A 20,612-nucleotide genomic window follows, 5' to 3' on the forward strand; every position below is an offset into this window, starting at 1 on the left:
GCCGAACTGCCCGAGCTCATGAACATACGCGCGGGCATGCTGCCGAGCATGCCCATGTAGTAGGTGACCTGCACCGGAAGCAGCGCGGCGGTGGGATCGGCGGCGACCGACGTGGCCACCGTCCCGAGCCAGGACACCAAATCCGTTGAATCCAAAGCCGGCGCACTCGCGGCCGAGTCGCCAAAAAGGAATGCAACGTCCTGGAGCAGCCCCGAGATCGCCGTGCTCGAGGCGGCCGGAGTGGCGGCCGCGGCCGCTGCGGGCACCGCGCCGCTGGCCACCTGGGGGGCGGCGCTCTGTGCGGGCAGGGCCGAAGCCGCCTGAGAGTTCACCTGATAGGTGTCCATGGTCAGCGCGTCCTGGATCCACATGTCCAGGTACTCCGCCTCGTTGGTGGCGATGGCCCCGGTGTTTTGGCCTAAGAAGTTGTTGGACACCAACGTGGCCAGTTCCGTCCGGTTGGCCTCGATCATCGGCAACGGCACCATCGAGGCATACGCGCTCTGATAGGCCGTGGCGGCCGCCTGGGCCTGGACCCCGGTCTGGGCGGCGGTGGCCGCCGTGCCCTGCAGCCAGGCGATGTAGGGCGCGGTCGCCGAGGCCATCTGCGCCGACGACGGCCCCAGCCACGAACCGGTGACCAGGTTGGTGACCAGCGTTTGATACTGGGTCGCGGTGCTCTCCAGATCGGTGGCCAACGAACTCCAGGCCGCCGATGCCTCCAGCAACGGGCCCGACCCCGCCCCGGAAGCCATCAGGGCGGAATTAATCTCCGGGGGAATCAGCGAATAACTCATCGAGGCGAGACCCGACTACTGCGCCGCCGCCGCGTTCGCTTGCTCGGTCAGCGCATAGGCGCCCGAGCCGGAGCGCAGCGCGGCGACCAACTGCTCGTGCACTGCCGCGGCTTGGGCGGCGATCTGCTGATAGGTCACCCCGTGCTGGCCGAACTGCGCCGCCGTCATCGCCGACACCAGATCGGACGCGGCGGGGGCCAGCGACGTCGTCGGCGCCGCCGCGGCCCCATTACGGGCCACCATCGAGTCACCGATACCTGACAGACTGCTCGCAGCCCCCGACAACACCTCAGGATTCGTAGTTACGAACGACACCTTCCAACCTCCTAAAACGACCCCGTCAGACTCTAAGTTGGACGTTACCTTAGACCCGGCGTTGGATTGACCTCCCCAAAAGCAACTGCCACCCGTGATGGCTGACAAATCGTATGCTTTTTTCGCCGTCCGCGGTACACATATCGACGAAACGATATCCGGCGGAAACTGGGCGTTAACTGTGACGCTTTTTCGCCCGGGTTGGACCTCAGGTGAGCGCCGGTTAGGCACCCGGACCTGCCGTTCGGGACGAACGTCTGCACCCGGGCCGTCATCGAGTGTGGTCTCCAGTGGGGCGAGCCGGGACTGTATCGTTGCCGCGTGACCGATCGACCGCCGACGCTTTACATCTTTCCGCATGCCGGCGGATCAGCGGAATTTTACGTTCCTTTTGCCAAGGCGTTTTCCAGCGATCTCAAGCGCATTGCGGTCCGATACCCGGGACGTGCCGGTACCCACGACCTTGGCTCTTTTACCAGCATTACCGATCTCGCTGACAAGGTTTGCCGGATGGTGCCGGCGCCGGATCAGTCCGACAAGGTGGCGTTCTTCGGCCACAGCATGGGCGGGTTGCTGGCGTTCGAGGTCGCCCGCCGGTTCGAACTGGCGGGGAGCCCTATTGCCGCCCTGTTCGTATCCGCCTGTGCCGCACCCGGCCGAGTCGGCTATGAGCACATTCCCGAGTCCGATCGCGGCCTGCTCGATGCGGTGAGCGAGATGACTGGCGTGAATCCAGAGTTCCTGGAGAACCAGGAATTCGCGGCCAAGATCCTGCCGACACTGCGGGGGCTCAAGGCCATCTCGAAGTACGACTGTCCGTCCGACGCAACGGTGTCGTGCCCCATCTTCGCGTTCCTAGGCGATGACGACGAAGTCGCCACGTACGAGAAGGTGGTGCCATGGTCGGAGCGCACGACATCGGAGTTCGCCGCGCGGGTTTTCCCCGGTCATCACTTTTATCTCAACGACCACATACCCGAGCTGGTCAGCCACATCGAGGGCAAGATCTTGTCGTGTTGCCGAGGTTAACTTAACGCTGAACGAAACGGTTGTTGTCAGGAAGTTGCCGACGCAACCGCCATCCGCAAAGCGCTATGCCAATCGTGGCCGAAAGGCTTATGTAGCCGACAAATTGGACGTCACGTCAATTGATTGGACGTTACCGCCAATTAATTGGACAAGCCGGCTGTTCGGTATCCACAAGGCCCGCATGACCGTCGCTGGAAAACCGCATCCCAGATGAGATTTCGCGCTTGATTGCCGACCTGCAGCGTGTCCGGCCAGCGCTGGAACCGCGGCCTCGGCTGGCTGCGACCTCGTCCCGAGGGGCGACCTCCCGCCGCCACCACGAGAAAGTTACCGTCACGAACTTAACTAATGCCAGCTGCGCGAGTTGGCTGGCAGTCCGGTAACCTCGTCACCACGTCCGGCGGCCGGACGAAACCAGGGGGTGATCGTCATAGCGAACCCATGGTCCCAGCAACGATGCAGGCAGGACGGAGCCTCTGTTTGTCGCGCATATCACATTCTTAGGTTTTTCTGAGAAGATTCTTGGGTTTTGGTCCGAGAAGGGCGATGCTGGGGTTAATCTCCTGCATCACAAGCGCCCTTGTCGTACGTGTTGGGGGCTCTAGATCTAAAGGGGTGGTGTCCCAATGTCAGCAATCGACTGTTCTATACCCGCTGTGCTGGGGGAACGGGCCCGGCGACAGCCGGATGCGCGCGCGTACACGTTCATCGACTACGAAGTGGATCCTGCCGGCGATTCCGAGACATTGACGTGGTTTCAGGTCCACCGGCGCGCGCAGGTCGTTGCCGCGGAACTGGCGTCCCGCGGATCGCCGGGTGATCGCGTGGCAATCCTCGCTCCGCAGGGCCTCGAATACATCGTCGGGGTTCTCGGCGCGATGGAGGCCGGCTTCGTGGCGGTCCCGTTGTCCGTGCCGCTGTTCGGCGCGCATGACGAACGGGTTTCCGCGGCGCTGAGGGACAGCTCACCGATTGCGGTGCTGACGACATCGGCGGTCGTCGACGACGTCGTCTCGTGTGCTCATGGGCTCCCCGGCTCCGTGCCGGCGGTGATCGAGATCGACGCGCTCGACCTCGATGCACCGCCGGCCTTCCACTCCACCGACATGCCGCAGACCAAAACCGCCATGCTGCAATACACCTCCGGCTCGACTCGTGCGCCGACTGCCGTCGTGGTGACGCACAAGAACGTCATAGCCAATCTCGACCAGGTGATTTCGGACTATTTCGAGGACATCGGGAAGGTTCCACCGCCGGGCATCACGATGGTGTCGTGGCTGCCCTTTTATCACGACATGGGTCTGCTCCTCGGAATCTTGGCTCCGGTATTGAGGGGATTTCCCGCAGTGCTGACGAGCCCGATGGCGTTCCTGCAGAAGCCCGCCCGGTGGATGCAGATGCTGGCCAGCAACCGATCGTTTTCGGCTGCACCGAACTTCGCCTTCGAACTGGCTGTGCGACGCACGTCCGACGACGACATGGCCGGGTTCGACTTGGGGAACGTGCACACCATCCTCAGCGGTAGCGAACGGATCCACGCGACGACGCTCAGACGTTTCACCGAGCGGTTTTCCCGCTTCAACCTTCCTGACACCGTCCTGCGGCCGTCGTACGGGTTGGCCGAGGCAATGGTGTATGTGGCGTCGTCATACCCGGGGCGCCCCCCGACAACCGTCCGGTTCGACTACGAGAAGCTGGCGGCCGGCCACGCGAAACGCTGCGAAAGCGAACAAGGCGGTTCCCAGCTGGTCAGCATCGGCGCGCCCCGCGCCTGCACCGTGCGGATCGTCGACCCCGAGACCCAGCTCGAGAATCCGGCCGGCAAGGTGGGGGAGATCTGGGTGCACGGCGACAATGTCGCGAGCAGCTACTGGCGAAACCCGCAACTATCGGAGCGGACCTTCGGGGGACGGCTCGTCGATCCATCCCCCGGCACGCCGCAAGGGCCCTGGCTTCGGACCGGAGATCTGGGCGTCATATCCGACGGCGAGCTCTTCATTACCGGCCGCATCAAAGATCTGCTGATCGTGGATGGGCGTAACCACTATCCCGACGACATCGAAGCGACGATCCAGGAGATCACCGGAGGCCGCGCCGTGGCGATCTCCGTCCCGAATGATCGGAGCGAGCAGCTGGTTGCGATCGTCGAGCTCAAGAAGCGGGGCAGCTCGGACGACGAGATCCTGGACAGGCTTCACACCGTCAAACGCGAAGTGACATCGGCGATTTCGAAGTCGCATGGCCTTCGGGTGGCTGATCTGGTGCTGGTGCCGCCCGGCTCTATCCCGATCACCACCAGCGGTAAAATCCGCCGCTCCGCCTGCTCCGAACGTTACCGCCAGGACGAATTCACCCGACTGGACACCGCCGTATGACGCACCTTCGAGGAGGCCGAAGTTAATCTCTCCGCTTGGGAGTGCCGGACCGCGGCGTCCGCAGGGCTTGACACCACAGGGAGAGTATGTCGATGGCAGCAGGAGAATCTTCCATACCCGCTGTGCTGGGGGAACGGGCCCGGCAACAGCCGGATGCGCGCGTGTTCACGTTCGTCGACTACGAGGTCGACCCCGCCGGGTATTCTCAAGGCTTGACGTGGCCTCAGGTCCACCGGCGCGGCGCGGCGATCTCGGTACCGAACGATAACATCGAGCAGCTGGTCGCGATCGTCGAGCTGAAGAAGCGGGGTAGCTCGGACGGCGAGATCCTCGATAGGCTTCGCACCGTCAAACGGGAAGTGTCGTCAGTGATTTCGAAGTTGCACGGCCTGCGGTTGGCGGATCTGGTGCTGGTGCCACCCGGCTCTGTCGCGATCACCACCAGCGGCAACGTGCGCCGCTCCACCTGCGCCGGACGTTACCGGCAAAACGAATTCACCCGACTGGAAATCCCGGCATGACGTCTTTCGACGAGGCCGAACTGCGACACTGGCTGGTTGACTACCTGGTCACGACTATCGGCTGCAGCCCGAACGAAGTCGACTTCGACGCCTCGCTGAAAGACCTGGGGGTCGGGTCGCGCGAAGCCGTCGTGCTCTCCGGTGAGCTGTCCGAATTGCTCGACCGGCCGGTCTCACCCGTCGAGTTCTGGCAACGCCCCACCATCAATGCCTTGGCCCGCTTTCTCACCGGCTCCGACCTCGACTCCGACGCCGAGACGGTGTTGAGTCTCGATCGAAATTTGCTGGACGAGCCGATCGCCGTGATCGGCCTGGGATGCCGTTTCCCCGGCGACATCTTCGGGCCGCAGGCGTTTTGGCAATTCCTGTGCGAGGGCCGGTCGGCTGTGGGGGAGGTGCCGGCCGATCGGTGGACGCGGTTCGACGACGGCTCGCCCGAGGTGGCCGCCGCGCTGTCGGCCACCACGCGGTGGGGTTCGTTTTTGAGCGACATCGAGGCCTTCGACGCGGAATTCTTTGACATCTCCCCGAGCGAGGCCGCCAAGATGGATCCCCAGCAGCGTCTGCTGCTGGAAGTGGCTCACGAGGCGCTGGAGCATGCCGGGATTCCGGCTGAATCGCTACGACAAACGCAGACTGGGGTTTTCGCTGGGGCGTGCGCAGGCGAGTACGGATATCTGACGGCCACCGACCTGAGTCAAGTGGATGCGTGGTCGGGTACCGGCGGTGCGCTCAGTATCATCGCCAACCGCCTTTCGTATTTCTTGGACCTACGAGGGCCGTCGGTGACGGTCGACACGGCGTGTTCGTCGTCGCTGGTGGCGGTGCATCTGGCCTGCCAGAGCTTGCGGACGGGTGATTCGAATCTCGCCATCGCCGCAGGGGTCAACCTGCTGCTATCACCGGCCATCACCCGCAGCTTCGATCAGGCCGAGGCGATGTCGCCGACGGGTCAGTGTCACGCATTCGACGCGAGCGCCGACGGTTTCGTCCGTGGTGAAGGTTGCGGGGTCGCGGTGCTCAAGCGACTCACCGATGCGTTGCGTGATAAAGACCCCGTGCTCGCGGTGGTCTGCGGTTCGGCGGTCAATCAGGACGGCCGGTCCAACGGGCTGATGGCCCCCAATCCGGCGGCCCAGATGGCGGTGTTGCGAGCCGCCTACGCCAATGCCGGCGTCGAGCTACGCCACGTTGACTATCTCGAGGCCCACGGCACCGGCACGTTGCTCGGCGATCCGATCGAAGCGCGCGCGATCGGAAGAGTGCTGGGCCGCGCACGCCCACAGAGCGCTCCGCTGCTGATCGGAGCGGTCAAGTCGAACCTGGGTCATTTGGAGGCCGCGGCCGGGATCGCCGGCTTCATCAAGGCCGTCCTGTCGGTGCAGCGTGCGCACATCCCGGGCAACCTGAACTTCGAAAACCCCAACCCGCTCATTCCCTTTGAAGATCTGCGACTGAAAGTGGTTGACAAGCCGACCGATTGGCCCGCGACAGGCCAGCCGCGGCGGGCAGGGGTGTCGTCGTTCGGTTTCGGTGGCACCAACGCGCACGTCGTGCTGGAACAGGGCCCGGGCGCATTGCCGGCCACGCCAACGCTGCCGCGGTCGGCCGAGGCGGTGAGCACGCTTGTGGTCTCGGGCAAGACGGACGAACGGGTGGCCTCGGCGGCAGGGATGCTCGCGCAGTGGGTGGACGGCGCTGGGGCTGATGTGGCGTTGGCCGATGTGGCGCATACGTTGAACCATCACCGCAGTCGGCACGCAAAGTTCGCCACGGTGGCCGCCCTCGACCGTGAGCACGCGGTGGCGGGGTTGCGCGCACTGGCCGCGGGCGGATCGGCCGATGGGGTGGTAGCACCGCACCAGGGCGTGTGCCGGCCCGGGACGGTGTTTGTCTATTCCGGACAGGGCTCGCAATGGTCCGGGATGGGACGGCAGTTGTTGGCCGATGAGTCGGCGTTCGCCGCGGCGGTGGCCAAGTTGGAGTCGGCTTTTGTTGAGAAGGTTGGGTTTTCGCTGTGGCAGGTGCTGGCCACCGGTGAGCCGCTGGTCGGAATCGACCGCATCCAGCCAGTGCTGGTGGGCATGCAGTTGGCGCTGACCGAACTATGGCGCTCCTACGGCGTTGAACCCGATGCGGTAATCGGTCATTCGATGGGCGAGGTGACCGCGGCGGTGGTGGCCGGAGCGCTGACCCCCGGCGAGGGACTGCGAGTAATCGCCACGCGTTCCCGGCTGATGGCGCGGCTGTCCGGACAAGGCGCGATGGCGCTGCTCGAGCTGGACCCGGAAAGCGCTAAGGCGTTGATCGCCGATTATCCCGGGGTGACGTTGGCGGTGTATGCCTCGCCGCGTCAGTCGGTGATCGCTGGGACACCCGAGCAGGTCGATGCGGTGATCGCAGTTGTCGCTGCGCAAGACCGGTTGGCCCGGCGCATCGAGGTCGATGTGGCGTCGCACCATCCGATCATTGATCCGGTGCTGCCGGAGCTGCGGACCGCGCTTGCTGACTTGACGCCGCGGCGGCCGACCATTCCGCTCATCACCACCACCCACGGGCCGTCCGCAAGGGCCGCAATCGTTTTCGACGCTGATTACTGGTCGGCCAACTTGCGCAACCCGGTGCGGTTCAGTCACGCCGTCGCCGCCGCGGGCGCCGACTACGGCACCTTCGTGGAAGTCAGCCCGCATCCGCTGCTGACCCATGCCATCAGCGACACCCTGGACGAGGTTCATCACCACAGCATTTCGACCCTGCAACGCGACACCCATGACACGCTCACCTTCCGTACCAACCTCAACATCACCCACACCGTCCAGCCGCCAAACATCGACCATCCGGCCGGGCCACATCCGGTAATACCGACCACGCCCTGGCACCACACCCGCCACTGGATAGTCGCGAAGGAGCGGGTGAACGTCGCCGGTTCTGCGCCGAAGTTCGGCACCTTGCTCGGTGCGCACATCGCCGTGGCAACGACACCTCCTGCGCGCCTCTGGCAGGCAAGACTAGTGCCGGAGGCCAAGCCATATCCGGGTTGCCATCGAATTCACGGTGTGGAAGTGGTTCCGGTATCGGTTCTGCTGCAGACGCTCCTGACCGCGGCAGCCGAATCTGGTGCATCGGCATTGTCCACGGTCCGATTCGAACACCCGATAGTCGTGGACCAGCCGCGGGTGATCCAGGTGGTCGCCGACGGCGAATCAGTAACTGTGTCATCGCGTCCGGCGATTGACGCGCCGCGATACCGGTGGGTCAAGCACGCAAGCGGCCAGTTGTCAATGTCGCCGTCCCGCCCCAGCGCTTCTCACGGCGATGTGTGCGTGGACGACGACGGGCAGTACCAATTCGCCGGCGGTGAAACACGTTCGGCCGCCGAGCTTCTCGAGGCATGGGGCGTCGAGGGCCAGCCGTTCGCGTGGTCGATCGAAACGTTACGGCCAACGCCAGGCGGCGTTCTCGCCGAGGTCTGCTTGACCGAGGCCTCGACGGTGGCACTGCTCGACGCCGCCGTCCACGTCGCCCGCTTGGTGGACGGCTCTAATCCGCGGCTCATGATTCCGGCCGCAGTCGAAAGCGTTCGTCTGTCAACCGCTCTCACGCATCCGCAGGGTTCCGTGGAGGTACGCCGGTTGCCCGGCAACGCCGACGAGATTGTCGTCGACATCGCCGTCAAGGCACCGGACGGCACTACGTGCGTGGACATCCGCTCGCTGCGGTACGCCGATGTGGAGTCCAGCCCCGCGCCAGCGCCGCTACGCGACAGCGATCCGCGATCGTTGGCGCACGCGATCGAGTGGCGATCCTGGCGCGAGGGCGGTAACCGGCTGGCGCCGGGACCGCGCACGCTGGCCGTAGTCGGTAGCGACAGCACCGCTTCAGCGGGGCTCCGGAATCAGCTCGCAGCCTCCGGGTACATTCCGGCCGGCATTTCCGAGGCGCGGTATGTGGTCTACCTCGCCGCGCCGGAGCCCGGGGAGGCGGACCTCGACGGTGCCGTGCGGCTATCGACGGACGTCACCGATCTCGTCCGTCGACTGGCCGAGCGGTATCAGCACCAACCGGCCACGCTGTGGATCATCACCCGAGGCGTCCGAGAGGCCGCCTCGGACGCGGCGTTGTCGCAGAGCTGCTTGTGGGGCCTTGCCAGCGTCATCTCAGCCGAGCAGCCGGAACTGTGGGGCGGACTCGTTGACATTCCGGACGGAGACGATTTCGGCGATTGTGTAGCGGCGCTGTCCAGGGTGCTGGCACAGGTCTCGCACAAGCCAGCTGAATCCATCCTGGTGCTGCGCGACGGCGAATTGCTCGCTTCGGCGCTGGTGCCGATCTCGGGTCTACCCGTGCGCGAGCCGTTGCGCTGTCGGCCCGATGCGGCATATCTCATCACCGGTGGCCTGGGCGCACTCGGGCTGCTGACCGCCGACTGGCTCGCGGACCGCGGTGCGCGTCGTTTGGTACTCGCCGGGCGCACGCCGTTGCCGCCCAGGCGCGACTGGGACAGCGACACCACCGACCCGGACGTGCGGGAAAAGATCGCCGCGATCAGGGCGCTGGAGATGCGGGGCGTATCCGTCGATGTCGTGGCCATCGACGTCGGTTCATCCGAAGCGGTGCAGGCGCTGCTGGCCAGGCGCGACCGCGAAGGGGCACCGCCGATACGCGGTGTCGTCCACGCCGCCGGTGTCACCGCAAGCAAACTCCTGAGCGAGATGGCGGACAACACGTTTCGGCGGGTGATGTGGCCGAAGATCGCCGGGGGACAGGCGTTGCGGGCGGCTTTTCCGCCAGGCAGCCTCGACTTCTTCTTCCTCACCGCCTCGGCCGGAACGGTTTTCGGCGTCCCCGGGCAGGGCGCCTACGCGGCGGCCAATGCGTATCTGGACTGCCTGGCGCGGGCACGCCACCGGGACGGCTGCCACACCGTCAGTCTGGATTGGGTGACCTGGCAGGGAATCGGGTTCGGCTCCGATGCAGCCATCGTGGCGCACGAGCTCGAACGGCAGGGTTCGCGGCCGATCACTCCGGAAGAAGCCTTCGCCGGATGGGAGTACGTGGATTCCTACGACATTGCGCAGGCGGTGATGGCCCCCCCACTGGCCTCCGACCGAACGGCGTTCGCCACAGATCGCACGTCGGTACCGGCGCGGGAATGGTCCCAGATGACCGCCGACGATCTGTTGCGTGAACTCGAGATCGGGCTGAAAACAATTCTCGCTCGCGAACTTCGATTGCCGGAGGCAGAGCTCGAAATGGACTTGCCGTTCGCGGAGTTGGGCCTCAACTCGGTGATGGCGATGTCGATCCGACGAGAGGTCGAGGCGTTCCTGGGTATCGAGGTGTCCGCGACGATGCTCTGGAATCACCCGACGGTTGCGTCATTAGCGGCTCACCTTGCCAAAAGGGTCTCACCCCAGGAAGATTCGGGGGGTAACGGCGATGCGCTGCCTGAGTCGAGGAACAGTGTGCTGGATGCGTTGTTCGACGGTGTGGAATCGGCGCCATGACGACGACTTCTTCTGATGCTGAATTGCGGCGCTGGCTGGTCGATTACCTGATCACGAACATCGGCTGCGATCCCGGCGAGGTCGACCCTGATTCGTCGTTCTCGGATCTGGGGGTGGGATCCCGCGATGCGGTCGTCCTATCGGGCGAATTGGCCGAGTTGGTTGGGCGGCCAGTGTCACCGGTGGAGTTATGGCAGCACCCGACACTCAACGAGCTCGTGGGATATCTCACGACACCGGAGTCGGAGACCCAAGCTGACACCGTGCTTTCGCCCGATCGAAGCTCGCTGGATGAGCCGATCGCGGTGATTGGCCTGGGCTGTCGCTTCCCTGGCGATATCTTCGGGCCAGAATCCTTCTGGCAGTTCCTGTGCGAGGGTCGGTCGGCTGTTGGGGAGGTTTCCCCGGATCGGTGGTCGCCCTTTGATGACGGCTCGCCTGTTGCGGCGGCAGCGCTGTCGGACACCACACGCTGGGGTTCTTTCCTAACCGAGATTGATGCTTTCGACGCGGAGTTCTTCGAGATCTCGCCGAGGGAAGCGGCCAAGATGGACCCGCAGCAGCGTTTGTTGCTGGAAGTGGCTCACGAGGCGTTAGAGCATGCCGGGATTCCGGCTGATGCGCTGCGGCGTACGCAGACGGGCGTTTTCGCCGGTGCGTGCCTGGGTGAGTACGGGTACCTGGCGTCGACCGATCTGAGTCAAGTGGATGCCTGGTCGAGTACCGGGGGTGCGCTGAGCATTATCGCCAACCGCGTCTCGTATTTCTTTGATCTGCGGGGGCCGTCGGTGACCGTGGACACGGCGTGTTCGTCGTCGCTGGTGGCGGTGCATCTGGCCTGTCAGAGCTTGCGGATCGGTGATTCGAATCTGGCCATCGCCGCGGGGGTCAATCTGCTGTTGTCACCGGCGGTCGCCCGCAGCTTTGATCAGGCCGAGGCGATGTCGCCAACGGGCCGGTGTCATTCGTTCGACGCGAGCGCGGACGGTTTTGTGCTGGGTGAGGGGTGCGGGGTCGCGGTGCTCAAGCGACTCAGTGATGCGCTGCGCGACGGGGATCCGGTGTTGGCGGTGGTGCGCGGTTCCGCGGTCAATCAGGATGGCCGGTCGAACGGGCTGATGGCCCCCAATCCGGCAGCGCAGATGGCGGTGTTGCGAGCCGCCTACGCCAATGCCGGCGTCGAACCACGGCACGTTGACTATGTCGAGGCCAATGCGACCGGCACGTTGCTTGGCGATCCCATCGAAGCGCGCGCGCTGGGAACGGTGCTGGGCCGCGCACGGCCCAAGAGCGCTCCGCTGCTGATCGGTACTGTCAAGTCGAATCTGGGTCATTTGGAGGCTGCGGCCGGGATCGCCGGTTTCATCAAGGCGGTGCTGTCGGTGCAGCGGGGGCACATTCCTGCGAACCTGCACTTCGAGAACCCCAATCCGCACATCCCGTTTGAAGATCTGCGGCTGAAAGTGGTTGCCGATCCGACCGATTGGCATTCGACGGACCATCTGCGGCGGGCGGGCGTGTCGGCATTCGGTTTCGGCGGGACGAATGCGCATGTGGTGTTGGAGCAGGGGCCCGATCCGGTGCCTGTCACGGCGGCGGAGCCGCGGACGGGTGCGGCGGTGACGACGTTGGTGATCTCTGGTAAGACCGCGGAGCGGGTGGCTTCCATGGCGGGGATGTTGGCCGAGTGGATGGCCGGCGCTGGTGCGGGGGTGGGGCTGGCCGATGTGGCGCACACCCTCAATCATCACCGCGCCCGCCATCAGAAGTTCGCCACCGTGGCCGCATGCGACCGCGAGCAGGCGGTGGCTGGGTTGCGCGCGCTGGCCGACGGTTACCCGGCGCCGGGGGTAGTGGCTCCGCATAAGGGGCGGTGCGGGTCGGGCACGGTGTTCGTCTATTCCGGGCATGGCTCGCAATGGGCGGGCATGGGTCGGCAGTTGCTGGCCGACGAGCCGGCGTTCGCCGCCGCGGTGGCCGAGTTGGAGCCCCTATTCGTTGAGCACGTGGGGTTTTCGCTGCAGCAGGTGCTGGCCAACGGTGAACCGGTGAGCGGGGATGCGCAAGCGCAGCCGGTGATCATGGGAATGCAGTTGGCGCTGACGGCGTTGTGGCGCTCCTACGGGGTGGAACCCGATGCGGTGATTGGGCATTCGATGGGGGAGGTGTCCGCGGCAGTGGTGGCCGGGGCAATGAGCCCGGCCGACGGGTTGCGAGTGATCGCCACCCGTTCCGCGCTGATGTCGCGGCTGTCCGGGCAGGGCGCGATGGATGTGGCGTCGCACCATCCCGTCATTGACCCGGTGTTGCCCGAGTTGCGGACGGCGCTCGCCGATCGGGCGCCGCGGCCGCCGAGTATCCCGGTCATCACCACCACCGACGGTCACACCGGCGCGACAGCGGTCTTCGATGCCGACTATTGGGCGGCCAACCTGCGCAACCCGGTGCGGTTCAGCCAGGCCATTGCCGCCGCCGGCGCCGACCATGCGGTCTTCATCGAAATCAGCCCCCACCCGCTGCTCACCTACGCCATCAGCGACACCCTGGGCCCTGCGCATCACCACAGCATCGGAACCCTGCAGCGCGACACCCACGACACGCTCACGTTCCACACCAACCTCAACGCCACCCACACCATCCGCCCGCCACACCCGCCGCACCCTTCCGAACCGCATCGGCTTATTCCCACAACCCCCTGGCACCACACCCACCACTGGATCAGCCCGCCAGTGGTGCAGTCTCGCAATGAAATTGGGGCGCCGGGAACTCGGGACGGCGCCGGGGTACCCAACGATTGGTTCTATGAGCTGACGTGGCCCAAACGTGAATTGCCGGTGGCCGACACCGCATGCACCGGTTCATGGCTTGTACTCGGCGACGCCGATGTGGGCGTCGAACTGGGACAAGTCCTCGGCGTAGATTCTCGGGTTGCGGTTCTGGCGCCCTCGGTGCTGGAAGGGGACGGTGACCCTGCCGCGCTACTTAATGCGCGCTTCGACAATGAAAGCACGACGAACGTGCTCTACGCGCCGTCCGTCTCGTCCGCCCACCTTGATGTCGCTTCGGCCTACCGGCTGTTCAACGCGGTCAGGCGGATCGCCGCAACGCTTGCCACGATGGCGTCAAACTCGAAACTGCCGCCGAAGTTGTTCGTGGTGACCCGCAACGCTCAGCCGATTGACGAAGGGGACCGGGCCAACCCGGCACACGCGGTCCTTTGGGGTTTGGGCCGCACGCTCGCGTTGGAGCATCCCGAAATCTGGGGAAGCATCATTGATGTCGACGACTCGGTGCCACCAGAGTTGATCGTGCAATATGTGCTGGCCGAAGTGCGGGCCGACGATGGCGAGAACCAGGTCGTGTACAAGGCTGGTCACCGTCATGTTCCACGCCTTGGGCGGCGAACCAGCCCGGCGGCATCGGCGACCCCGCTGCAGGGTGACACCAGCCACCTGGTTATCGGCGCCACCGGCAACATCGGGCCACATCTCATCCGGCAACTGGCAGATATGGGTGCCTCGACGATCGTCGCGGTATCCCGTCATGGCGGCTCACGACTGGCCGAGCTGTCTTCCAGCCTGGCGTCGACTGGGACGAACCTCATTGAGGTTGCTGCAGACGCGGCGGATGAAACCGCGATGACGGCGCTGTTCCACCGGTTCGGAACCGATCTGCCCCCGCTCGAAGGGATCTACCTGGCCGCCTTGGCGGGCCGGCCGGCGTTGCTTCGGGATATGACCGACGACGACGTGAACACCATGTTCCGCCCCAAGCTGGACGCGGTGTCGGTGCTGCACAAACTGTCGCTGAAAGTACCCGTGCGCCGATTCGTGTTGTTCTCGTCGATCACCGGGGTGATTGGCTCGGGATGGTTTGGCCACTACAACGCGACGAGCGCTTTTCTGGACACCGTCGCCTACGCGCGTCGCGCCCTCGGCCTCGCGGCCACCGTCATCGACTGGGGATTGTGGAAATCGTCTGCGGAGCAGCATCCAGCGACCACCGATGCCGGACTTCAGCCGATGGCAGCTGCGGAGGCCATCCGAGCGCTGCCGGCAATGATCAGCCCGGACGCCGGTGTTCGGTCCGTTGTGGTTGACGCGGATTGGAGCCGGCTGGCAGAGGCGTATCGCATGCAGGGATCACTGCGCGTGGTGGACGATCTGCTGCTCGACGACAGCGTCGGTTACACCAAGCATCTGGCCGAGCCACAGCCCGACGAGCCATCAGCAGAGTGGGATTGGTCTAAGGTGCCCGCCGAGAACATGCTGGGCGAGCTCGAGATCCGGTTGCGAAGCATTCTGGCCCGCGAACTCGGAATGCCGGCATCAGCAGTGGACATGGATCGGCCGTTCCCCGAGCTGGGGGTGGATTCGATGATGGCGATGAAGCTGCTACGGGAAGCAAAGCGGTTGCTGGGCTTCGACTTGTCGGCGACGATGTTGTGGAACCACCCGACCATCTCGTCGTTGGCGGCGTATTTAACGGAAATGCTTGCGGCACAACGCGTGCCGCAGGACGACTCGCAAGAAGGCACTGTCGATGCTGCGCTCGACTTGGGGGGCAGTCTGTTGGATGAGTTGTTCGACAGCGTGGAATCTGCTCCTGCCGGCAGTGAGGGCGGTGTCTGGTGAGAACAACCTTCGACAGGGTTTCGGCCATGACCGCCGGCCAGCGTGCCGCGCTGACTGAGCAGTTCGACAAGGCTTCCCGCATTGCGTCAGCCGAGCCGGTGGCGGTGGTGGGAATCGGGTGCCGTTTCCCCGGTGGCGTGGTCGGACCCGAAGGTTATTGGGCGTTTTTGGCCAACGGCGGGGACGCGATCAGCGAGGTGCCCTCGGATCGCTGGGATGCCGACGCGTTTTATGACCCCGACCCGTTCGCGCCTGGCCGGATGGCGTCGAAGTGGGGTGGTTTTCTGCCCGACGTGGCCGGTTTCGATGCTGATTTCTTCGGGATTTCCCCGCGTGAGGCCGAAGCAATGGATCCGCAGCAGCGCGTGCTGTTGGAGGTGGCCTGGGAAGCACTGGAGCACGCCGGTATCGCACCGGATCGCCTGAGCGGAACCCGCGCCGGGGTGATGATGGGCGTGTACTACAGCGAGTATCAAACTTCGTCGGTTGCAAACCCGGACAGCATTGACGCCTACTCCGCAACGGGAAACGCCCACAGCATCACGGTGGGGCGGATCGCGTACTTGCTGGGACTGCGTGGTCCGGCGATAGCGGTGGATACCGCGTGTTCGTCGTCGCTGGTTGCACTGCATCTCGCTTGCCAGAGCCTGCGGCTGCGGGAAAGCGACCTGGCCCTGGCCGGCGGGGTAAATGTCATCTTGCGTCCGGAAACTCAGCTCGCGCTGTCCAAGTGGGGAATGTTGTCTCCGCGCGGCCGGTGCCACGCCTTCGACGCCGGCGCCGACGGTTTTGTGCGGGGCGAGGGCGCCGGGGTGGTAGTGCTCAAGCGGCTCACCGACGCGGTGCGCGATGGGGACCGGGTCTTAGCGGTGGTGCGCGGCTCGGCGGTCAATCAGGACGGCCGCTCCAATGGCCTGACCGCGCCGAACGCGCCGGCGCAGCGCGACGTGATCACCCAGGCGTTGCGGGGCGCCGACGTAGCGGCGACCTCAGTGAATTTCGTTGAGGCGCACGGCACCGGCACCGCTTTGGGAGATCCGATTGAATTCGACGCGTTGGCGGACGTCTACGGGCGCGGGGATGGCCCATGCGCTCTGGGGGCGGTGAAAACGAATATGGGCCACCTGGAGGGGGCCGCCGGGATAGCGGGATTCATTAAGGCCGCTTTGGCGGTCCAGCGGGGGCAGATTCCACCGAATCTCCACTTCCGGCAATGGAATCCGGCGATCGACGCGTCCGCAACGCGGCTGTTCATCCCCAGCGACCTGGCCCAGTGGCCCGAGTGCCAGGGTCCGCGGCGTGCCGCGGTGTCGTCGTTCGGGCTGGGCGGGACGAATGCGCATGTGGTGCTGGAGCAGGGGCCGGATCCGGCAGCGGTGTCGGTGGCGGATCCGGCCCTGACGACGTTGGTGGTCTCGGGTAAGACGGATCAGCGGGTAGCGGCGTGGGCCTCGGTGTTGGCCGATTGGTTGGCGGGCGACGGCGCCGGTGTGCCGCTGGCTGATGTTGCCCATACCATCAACCGTCACCGCAGCCGCGCAGGCAAATTCGCCACGGTGTGTGCGCGCGATCGCGGGCAGGCGGTCGCGGGGTTGCGGGCGCTGGCCGCAGGGCAGCCGGCGCCGGGAGTGGTGGGTCCGCAAGAGGGCCCGCGCGGGTCGGGCACGGTGTTCGTCTATTCCGGTCAAGGTTCGCAATGGCCCGGAATGGGCCGGCAGTTGCTGGCCGATGAACCGGCGTTCGCCGCCGCGGTGGCCGAACTCGAGCCGGTTTTTGTTGAGCAGGTCGGGTTTTCGCTGCGGCAGGTGCTCGACGCGGGTGAGCCGCTGGTCGGCATCGCCCGCATTCAGCCGGTTTTGGTGGGGATGCAGTTGGCGCTGACCGCGTTGTGGCGCTCCTACGGCATGGAACCCGATGCGGTGATTGGGCATTCGATGGGGGAGGTGACCGCGGCGGTGGTAGCCGGGGCGCTGAGCGCCGCTGACGGCTTGCGGGTAATCGCGACCCGTTCCCGGTTGATGTCGCGGCTCTCCGGGCAGGGCGCGATGGCGCTGCTCGAACTGGGTGCGGCCGCCGCCGAGGAGTTGATCGCCGGCTACCCCGAGATCACCTTGGCGGTGTATGCCTCGCCGCAGCAGTCGGTGATCGCGGGGCCGCCTGAGCAGGTCGACGCGGTGATCGCGGTGGTGGACGCAGAGGGCCGGCTGGCGCGGCGCATCGAGGTCGACGTGGCTTCCCACCATCCGACCATCGACCCGATATTGCCCGAATTGCGCAGCGCGCTGTCGGATTTAGCGCCGACCACGCCGACAATCTCGCTGATCAGCACGACCGGACACACTGACGGGGAGCCGACGTTCGATGCCGGCTACTGGGTGGCCAATCTGCGCAATCCGGTGCGGTTCAGCCAAGCCGTGGTTGCTGCCGGTGCCGACCACAGCACATTCGTCGAAATCAGCCCGCATCCGCTGCTCACCCACGCCATCACCGAGAGCCTGGAGTCTGTCAGGCCTCGCGACGATGTCCAGGTCGCGGCCACGATAACCCGTGACAACGACGAAACTCTCACCTTCCACACGCAGCTGGCCACAGTTCGGCCGCAGTCAGCTGAGATGGCGCAGTCTGGTGTGGGTCGCCTCGTCGACATCCCGCCGACACCCTGGCTACATTCGAGGTACTGGGTCGCTCATCGATCGGTTAGTCCGGAGTTGGCTGGTGCTCATCCGTTGCTTGGGCTGCACGTCGAGATACCCTCGGGCCGCGATCATGTGTGGCAAGCCGACGTCGGAACCGAGGCGATTCCCTGGCTGGCAGATCACAAGGTCCACGGACAAGCCATCATGCCGGCAGCTGCCTTCGCGGAGATCGCGTTGGCCGCCGGCACCGAAGTTCTGGGGCTGCCCGCCGACGCCGTAGTGGTGAAGCGGCTCGAAGTCGAGCAGATGCTTCCGCTGGATGCGCAGACCCGGCTGACGACCCAATTGGTCCGAAGCGACGACGGCTCTCGCGTCGAAATCTATTCCCATGCAGCGGACGGCAATTGGTGTCGGCATGCAGTAGCGCGCATCGAGGTGGCGCTGCCGAAGGATGGCATGCCCGAGCCGGCGGGTGCGCCTACCGAGGCGGGAACTGTCGTATCACCGGCGGACTTCTACACCGCGTTGCGACGCACCGGCGCGCATCACGGCCAGGCGTTCGCCGCCTTGACGCGGATCGTTCGCACGTCCAGCGGTTCTTCGCAGAGCGAGATTGGCCTTCCGGACGAGGCCGCTCCGCATCGCGGTTATCGAATCCATCCCGTCATGCTCGACGCGGCGCTGCAGGGCTTGGCTGCTGCGATGCCGGCCGAATCACTCGCGGATTCGACTGAAGTCACCTATCTACCGGTGTCGCTGGAGACGATCCGGGTGTTCGGTGATGTCGGCCGCCGTGCCCGGTGCCGCGCCGAGTTGGTGAGCCTCGACGACGATGGTGCCGGAAAGTTGGGACGCATCACCCTGACCGATGACGCAGGAAAGCCGACCGCGGAGATCACCGGGGTCTACCTGCGGCGCATCCAACGCCGAACAGTGCCTTTGCCCTTGGCGCAGAAGGTTTTCGACTCGACGTGGGTTGAAACGTCAACTCCGGTTGCGGCCGGCTCTGCGGCATCGGCGCCGCCCAGTGGGGGGCCTGTCGGCAGCTGGTTGGTGTTGACCCACGAACCCGAGACAAAGCCGATAGCACAGGATTTCACCGATAGGTTCGGCTCGTCGAGGCAACGGGTGATTACCGCAGACCTTTCCGACGAGTCCGCGGTGCTGGAGGCCTTCGCGCAAACCGCGGCAGATGCCGACCTTCCGCCCCTCGGGGTGATCATCTTCGTCGGACAGCGCCCGTTCGACGGCACCGATGCCGACGGCGCGGTGGCGCGCGCACGCGATTTGATCGCCGCGGTCTCGGCGACCGTGCGCGCGGTTGTCGGCGGCTGGCACGGGAAGACGCCGCGGCTGTGGCTGGTAACCAGAAACGGCCTCGTGGTTGGCGACGGCGAATCAGGCGACCCGGCGATCGGTGCCCTTAAAGGCCTCATCCGCGTGCTTGCGTACGAGCATCCCGACCTGCGCGCCACCCTGATTGATTTCGATACGGCGGACGACGCGGTTGAGAAGCTGGCGGCCGAGCTGGGCTCGTCTGGCAAGGATGACGTGATCGCCTGGCGGGAGAACCGCAGATGTATTGAGCGGCTCTCGCGTGCGACGCTCAGTGAGCGCGGGCGCGAGTCGGTTGTCCGCCCGGACGGCTCGTACATCGTCTCCGGTGGTCTTGGCGGCATCGGCATGGTCGTCGCTCGCTGGCTGGTCGGCAGGGGTGCTGGTCGTGTCGTTCTCAACGGTCGCAGCCACCCGTCGGATGAGCAGCGGGAGGGCCTGGCCGACCTGGAAAGCCGCGCCGAAATCATCGTGGTCCCAGGCGATATCTCTGCACCCGGAATCGCGGAGCGACTCGTCACGGCTGCCGAGGAGACCGGACTGAAGTTGCGCGGAGTCGTCCACTCGGCGGCGGTGATCGACGACGATCTCGTCGCCACCCTCAGCAGCGAAAGCCTGGAGCGGGTTTGGGCGCCCAAGGTGGGCGGCGCATTACGGCTGCACGAAGCCACGGCTACCCGACAGCTGGACTGGTGGGTTGGCTTCTCGTCGGTCGCCTCGCTGCTGGGCTCCCCGGGGCAGGGCGCGTACGCATGCGCGAATGCGTGGCTTGACGCACTGGTCGCGTGGCGAAGAGCATCGGGTCTGCCTGCCACGGCGATCAATTGGGGCCAGTGGTCGGATGTGGGGATTGCGCGCTCGTTGAGCCTTAGTGTCCTCGATCCGATTACTCCTGCCGAAGGTATCGAGGCGCTGGAGTCACTGGTGGGCGGCAACCTTGCCAGGGCGGGTGTCGCACGGCTGCGTCTTGACCGCGCCGCGGCCGCGTTCCCCGAGATCCGCGAACTCGGCTACTTCGCAAAAGTTGTCGAGGAGTTGGACGCACTCAGCGACGGCGGTGATTGGCCGGGACCCGACGCGCTTCGCGAACTCGATCCTGCCGAAGTGCAACAGGTTGTCACTGCGCGGCTGCGGGAACGCATTTCAGCCATCATGGGCTACGCCGACGACTCAGCTATCCAGATCAACCAGCCGTTGACCGAACTGGGCATGGATTCGCTGATGGCCGTGCGGATCAGGAACGCCGTTCGCGGAGACTTCGGTGTGGAGCCCCCGGTGGCACTTCTCTTGCAAGGCGCCACGCTTGTCGACCTCACGGCCGATCTCATCCGTCAACTCGGCCTCGCCGGGCAGGAAAGCACTGATGGCGCGGACACAGTTCGCGATCGGGCGCATCAGCGTGCCGCAGCGCGTCAACGAGCTGCAGCGCGGCGGAAAGTAGGACCACGAGCGTGACCACCAGT

At 65.4% G+C, this 20,612-nt stretch carries 7 protein-coding genes and 1 pseudogene; 6 read left to right on the top strand and 2 right to left on the bottom strand.

The genetic code is table 11. The features are described 5' to 3' along the window. Together VNW74_RS25685 and VNW74_RS25690 are read right to left on the bottom strand one after the other, a co-directional pair. A partial coding sequence (locus tag VNW74_RS25685; RefSeq protein ID WP_325682095.1) for a PPE family protein occupies positions 1 to 797 on the bottom strand: 797 nt, incomplete at its 3' end. A gap of 15 nt (positions 798 to 812) precedes the next feature. Next, complete coding sequence (locus VNW74_RS25690; protein ID WP_325682097.1) at positions 813 to 1,112, bottom strand: PE family protein; 300 nt, start codon at positions 1,110 to 1,112, stop codon at positions 813 to 815. Positions 1,113 to 1,433: 321 nt separating this feature from the next. Between VNW74_RS25690 and VNW74_RS25695 the strand changes: the two genes are divergently transcribed. The 6 genes and pseudogenes from VNW74_RS25695 (at position 1,434) to VNW74_RS25720 (ending at position 20,604) form a co-directional block, all read left to right on the top strand. After that, a complete protein-coding gene (locus VNW74_RS25695) occupies positions 1,434 to 2,141 on the top strand; it encodes a thioesterase II family protein (RefSeq protein ID WP_325682099.1) in 708 nt (235 codons plus the stop codon). A gap of 626 nt (positions 2,142 to 2,767) precedes the next feature. Then, the gene (locus VNW74_RS25700; protein WP_325682101.1) at positions 2,768 to 4,516 is read left to right on the top strand and encodes an AMP-binding protein; all 1,749 of its coding nucleotides are present in this window, start codon (positions 2,768 to 2,770) and stop codon (positions 4,514 to 4,516) included. Between the two features lie 236 nt (positions 4,517 to 4,752). Then, positions 4,753 to 5,037, top strand: a pseudogene (locus VNW74_RS25705) (acyl-CoA synthetase); the annotation flags it as partial. Continuing rightward, a complete protein-coding gene (locus tag VNW74_RS25710; protein WP_325682103.1) occupies positions 5,034 to 10,544 on the top strand; it encodes a polyketide synthase in 5,511 nt (1,836 codons plus the stop codon). The pseudogene VNW74_RS25705 and the gene VNW74_RS25710, both read left to right, overlap by 4 nt. Next, a complete protein-coding gene (locus tag VNW74_RS25715; RefSeq protein ID WP_325682105.1) occupies positions 10,541 to 15,178 on the top strand; it encodes a type I polyketide synthase in 4,638 nt (1,545 codons plus the stop codon). Before VNW74_RS25710 ends, VNW74_RS25715 begins: the two co-directional genes overlap by 4 nt. Next, on the top strand, positions 15,175 to 20,604 hold the full coding sequence (locus VNW74_RS25720; RefSeq protein ID WP_325682107.1) for a type I polyketide synthase: 5,430 nt from the start codon (positions 15,175 to 15,177) through the stop codon (positions 20,602 to 20,604). The genes VNW74_RS25715 and VNW74_RS25720 overlap by 4 nt, the downstream gene beginning before the upstream one ends. Positions 20,605 to 20,612: the final 8 nt, after the last annotated feature.

Source organism: Mycobacterium sp., assembly GCF_035570115.1.
In the GTDB taxonomy this organism is placed as follows: Bacteria; Actinomycetota; Actinomycetes; order Mycobacteriales; family Mycobacteriaceae; genus Mycobacterium.

Coding starts and splice junctions, on each gene's coding strand:
- VNW74_RS25700 (WP_325682101.1), top strand. CDS start 2,768: ATGTCAGCAATCGACTGTTCTATACCCGCTGTGCTGGGGGAACGGGCC.
- VNW74_RS25710 (WP_325682103.1), top strand. CDS start 5,034: ATGACGTCTTTCGACGAGGCCGAACTGCGACACTGGCTGGTTGACTAC.
- VNW74_RS25715 (WP_325682105.1), top strand. CDS start 10,541: ATGACGACGACTTCTTCTGATGCTGAATTGCGGCGCTGGCTGGTCGAT.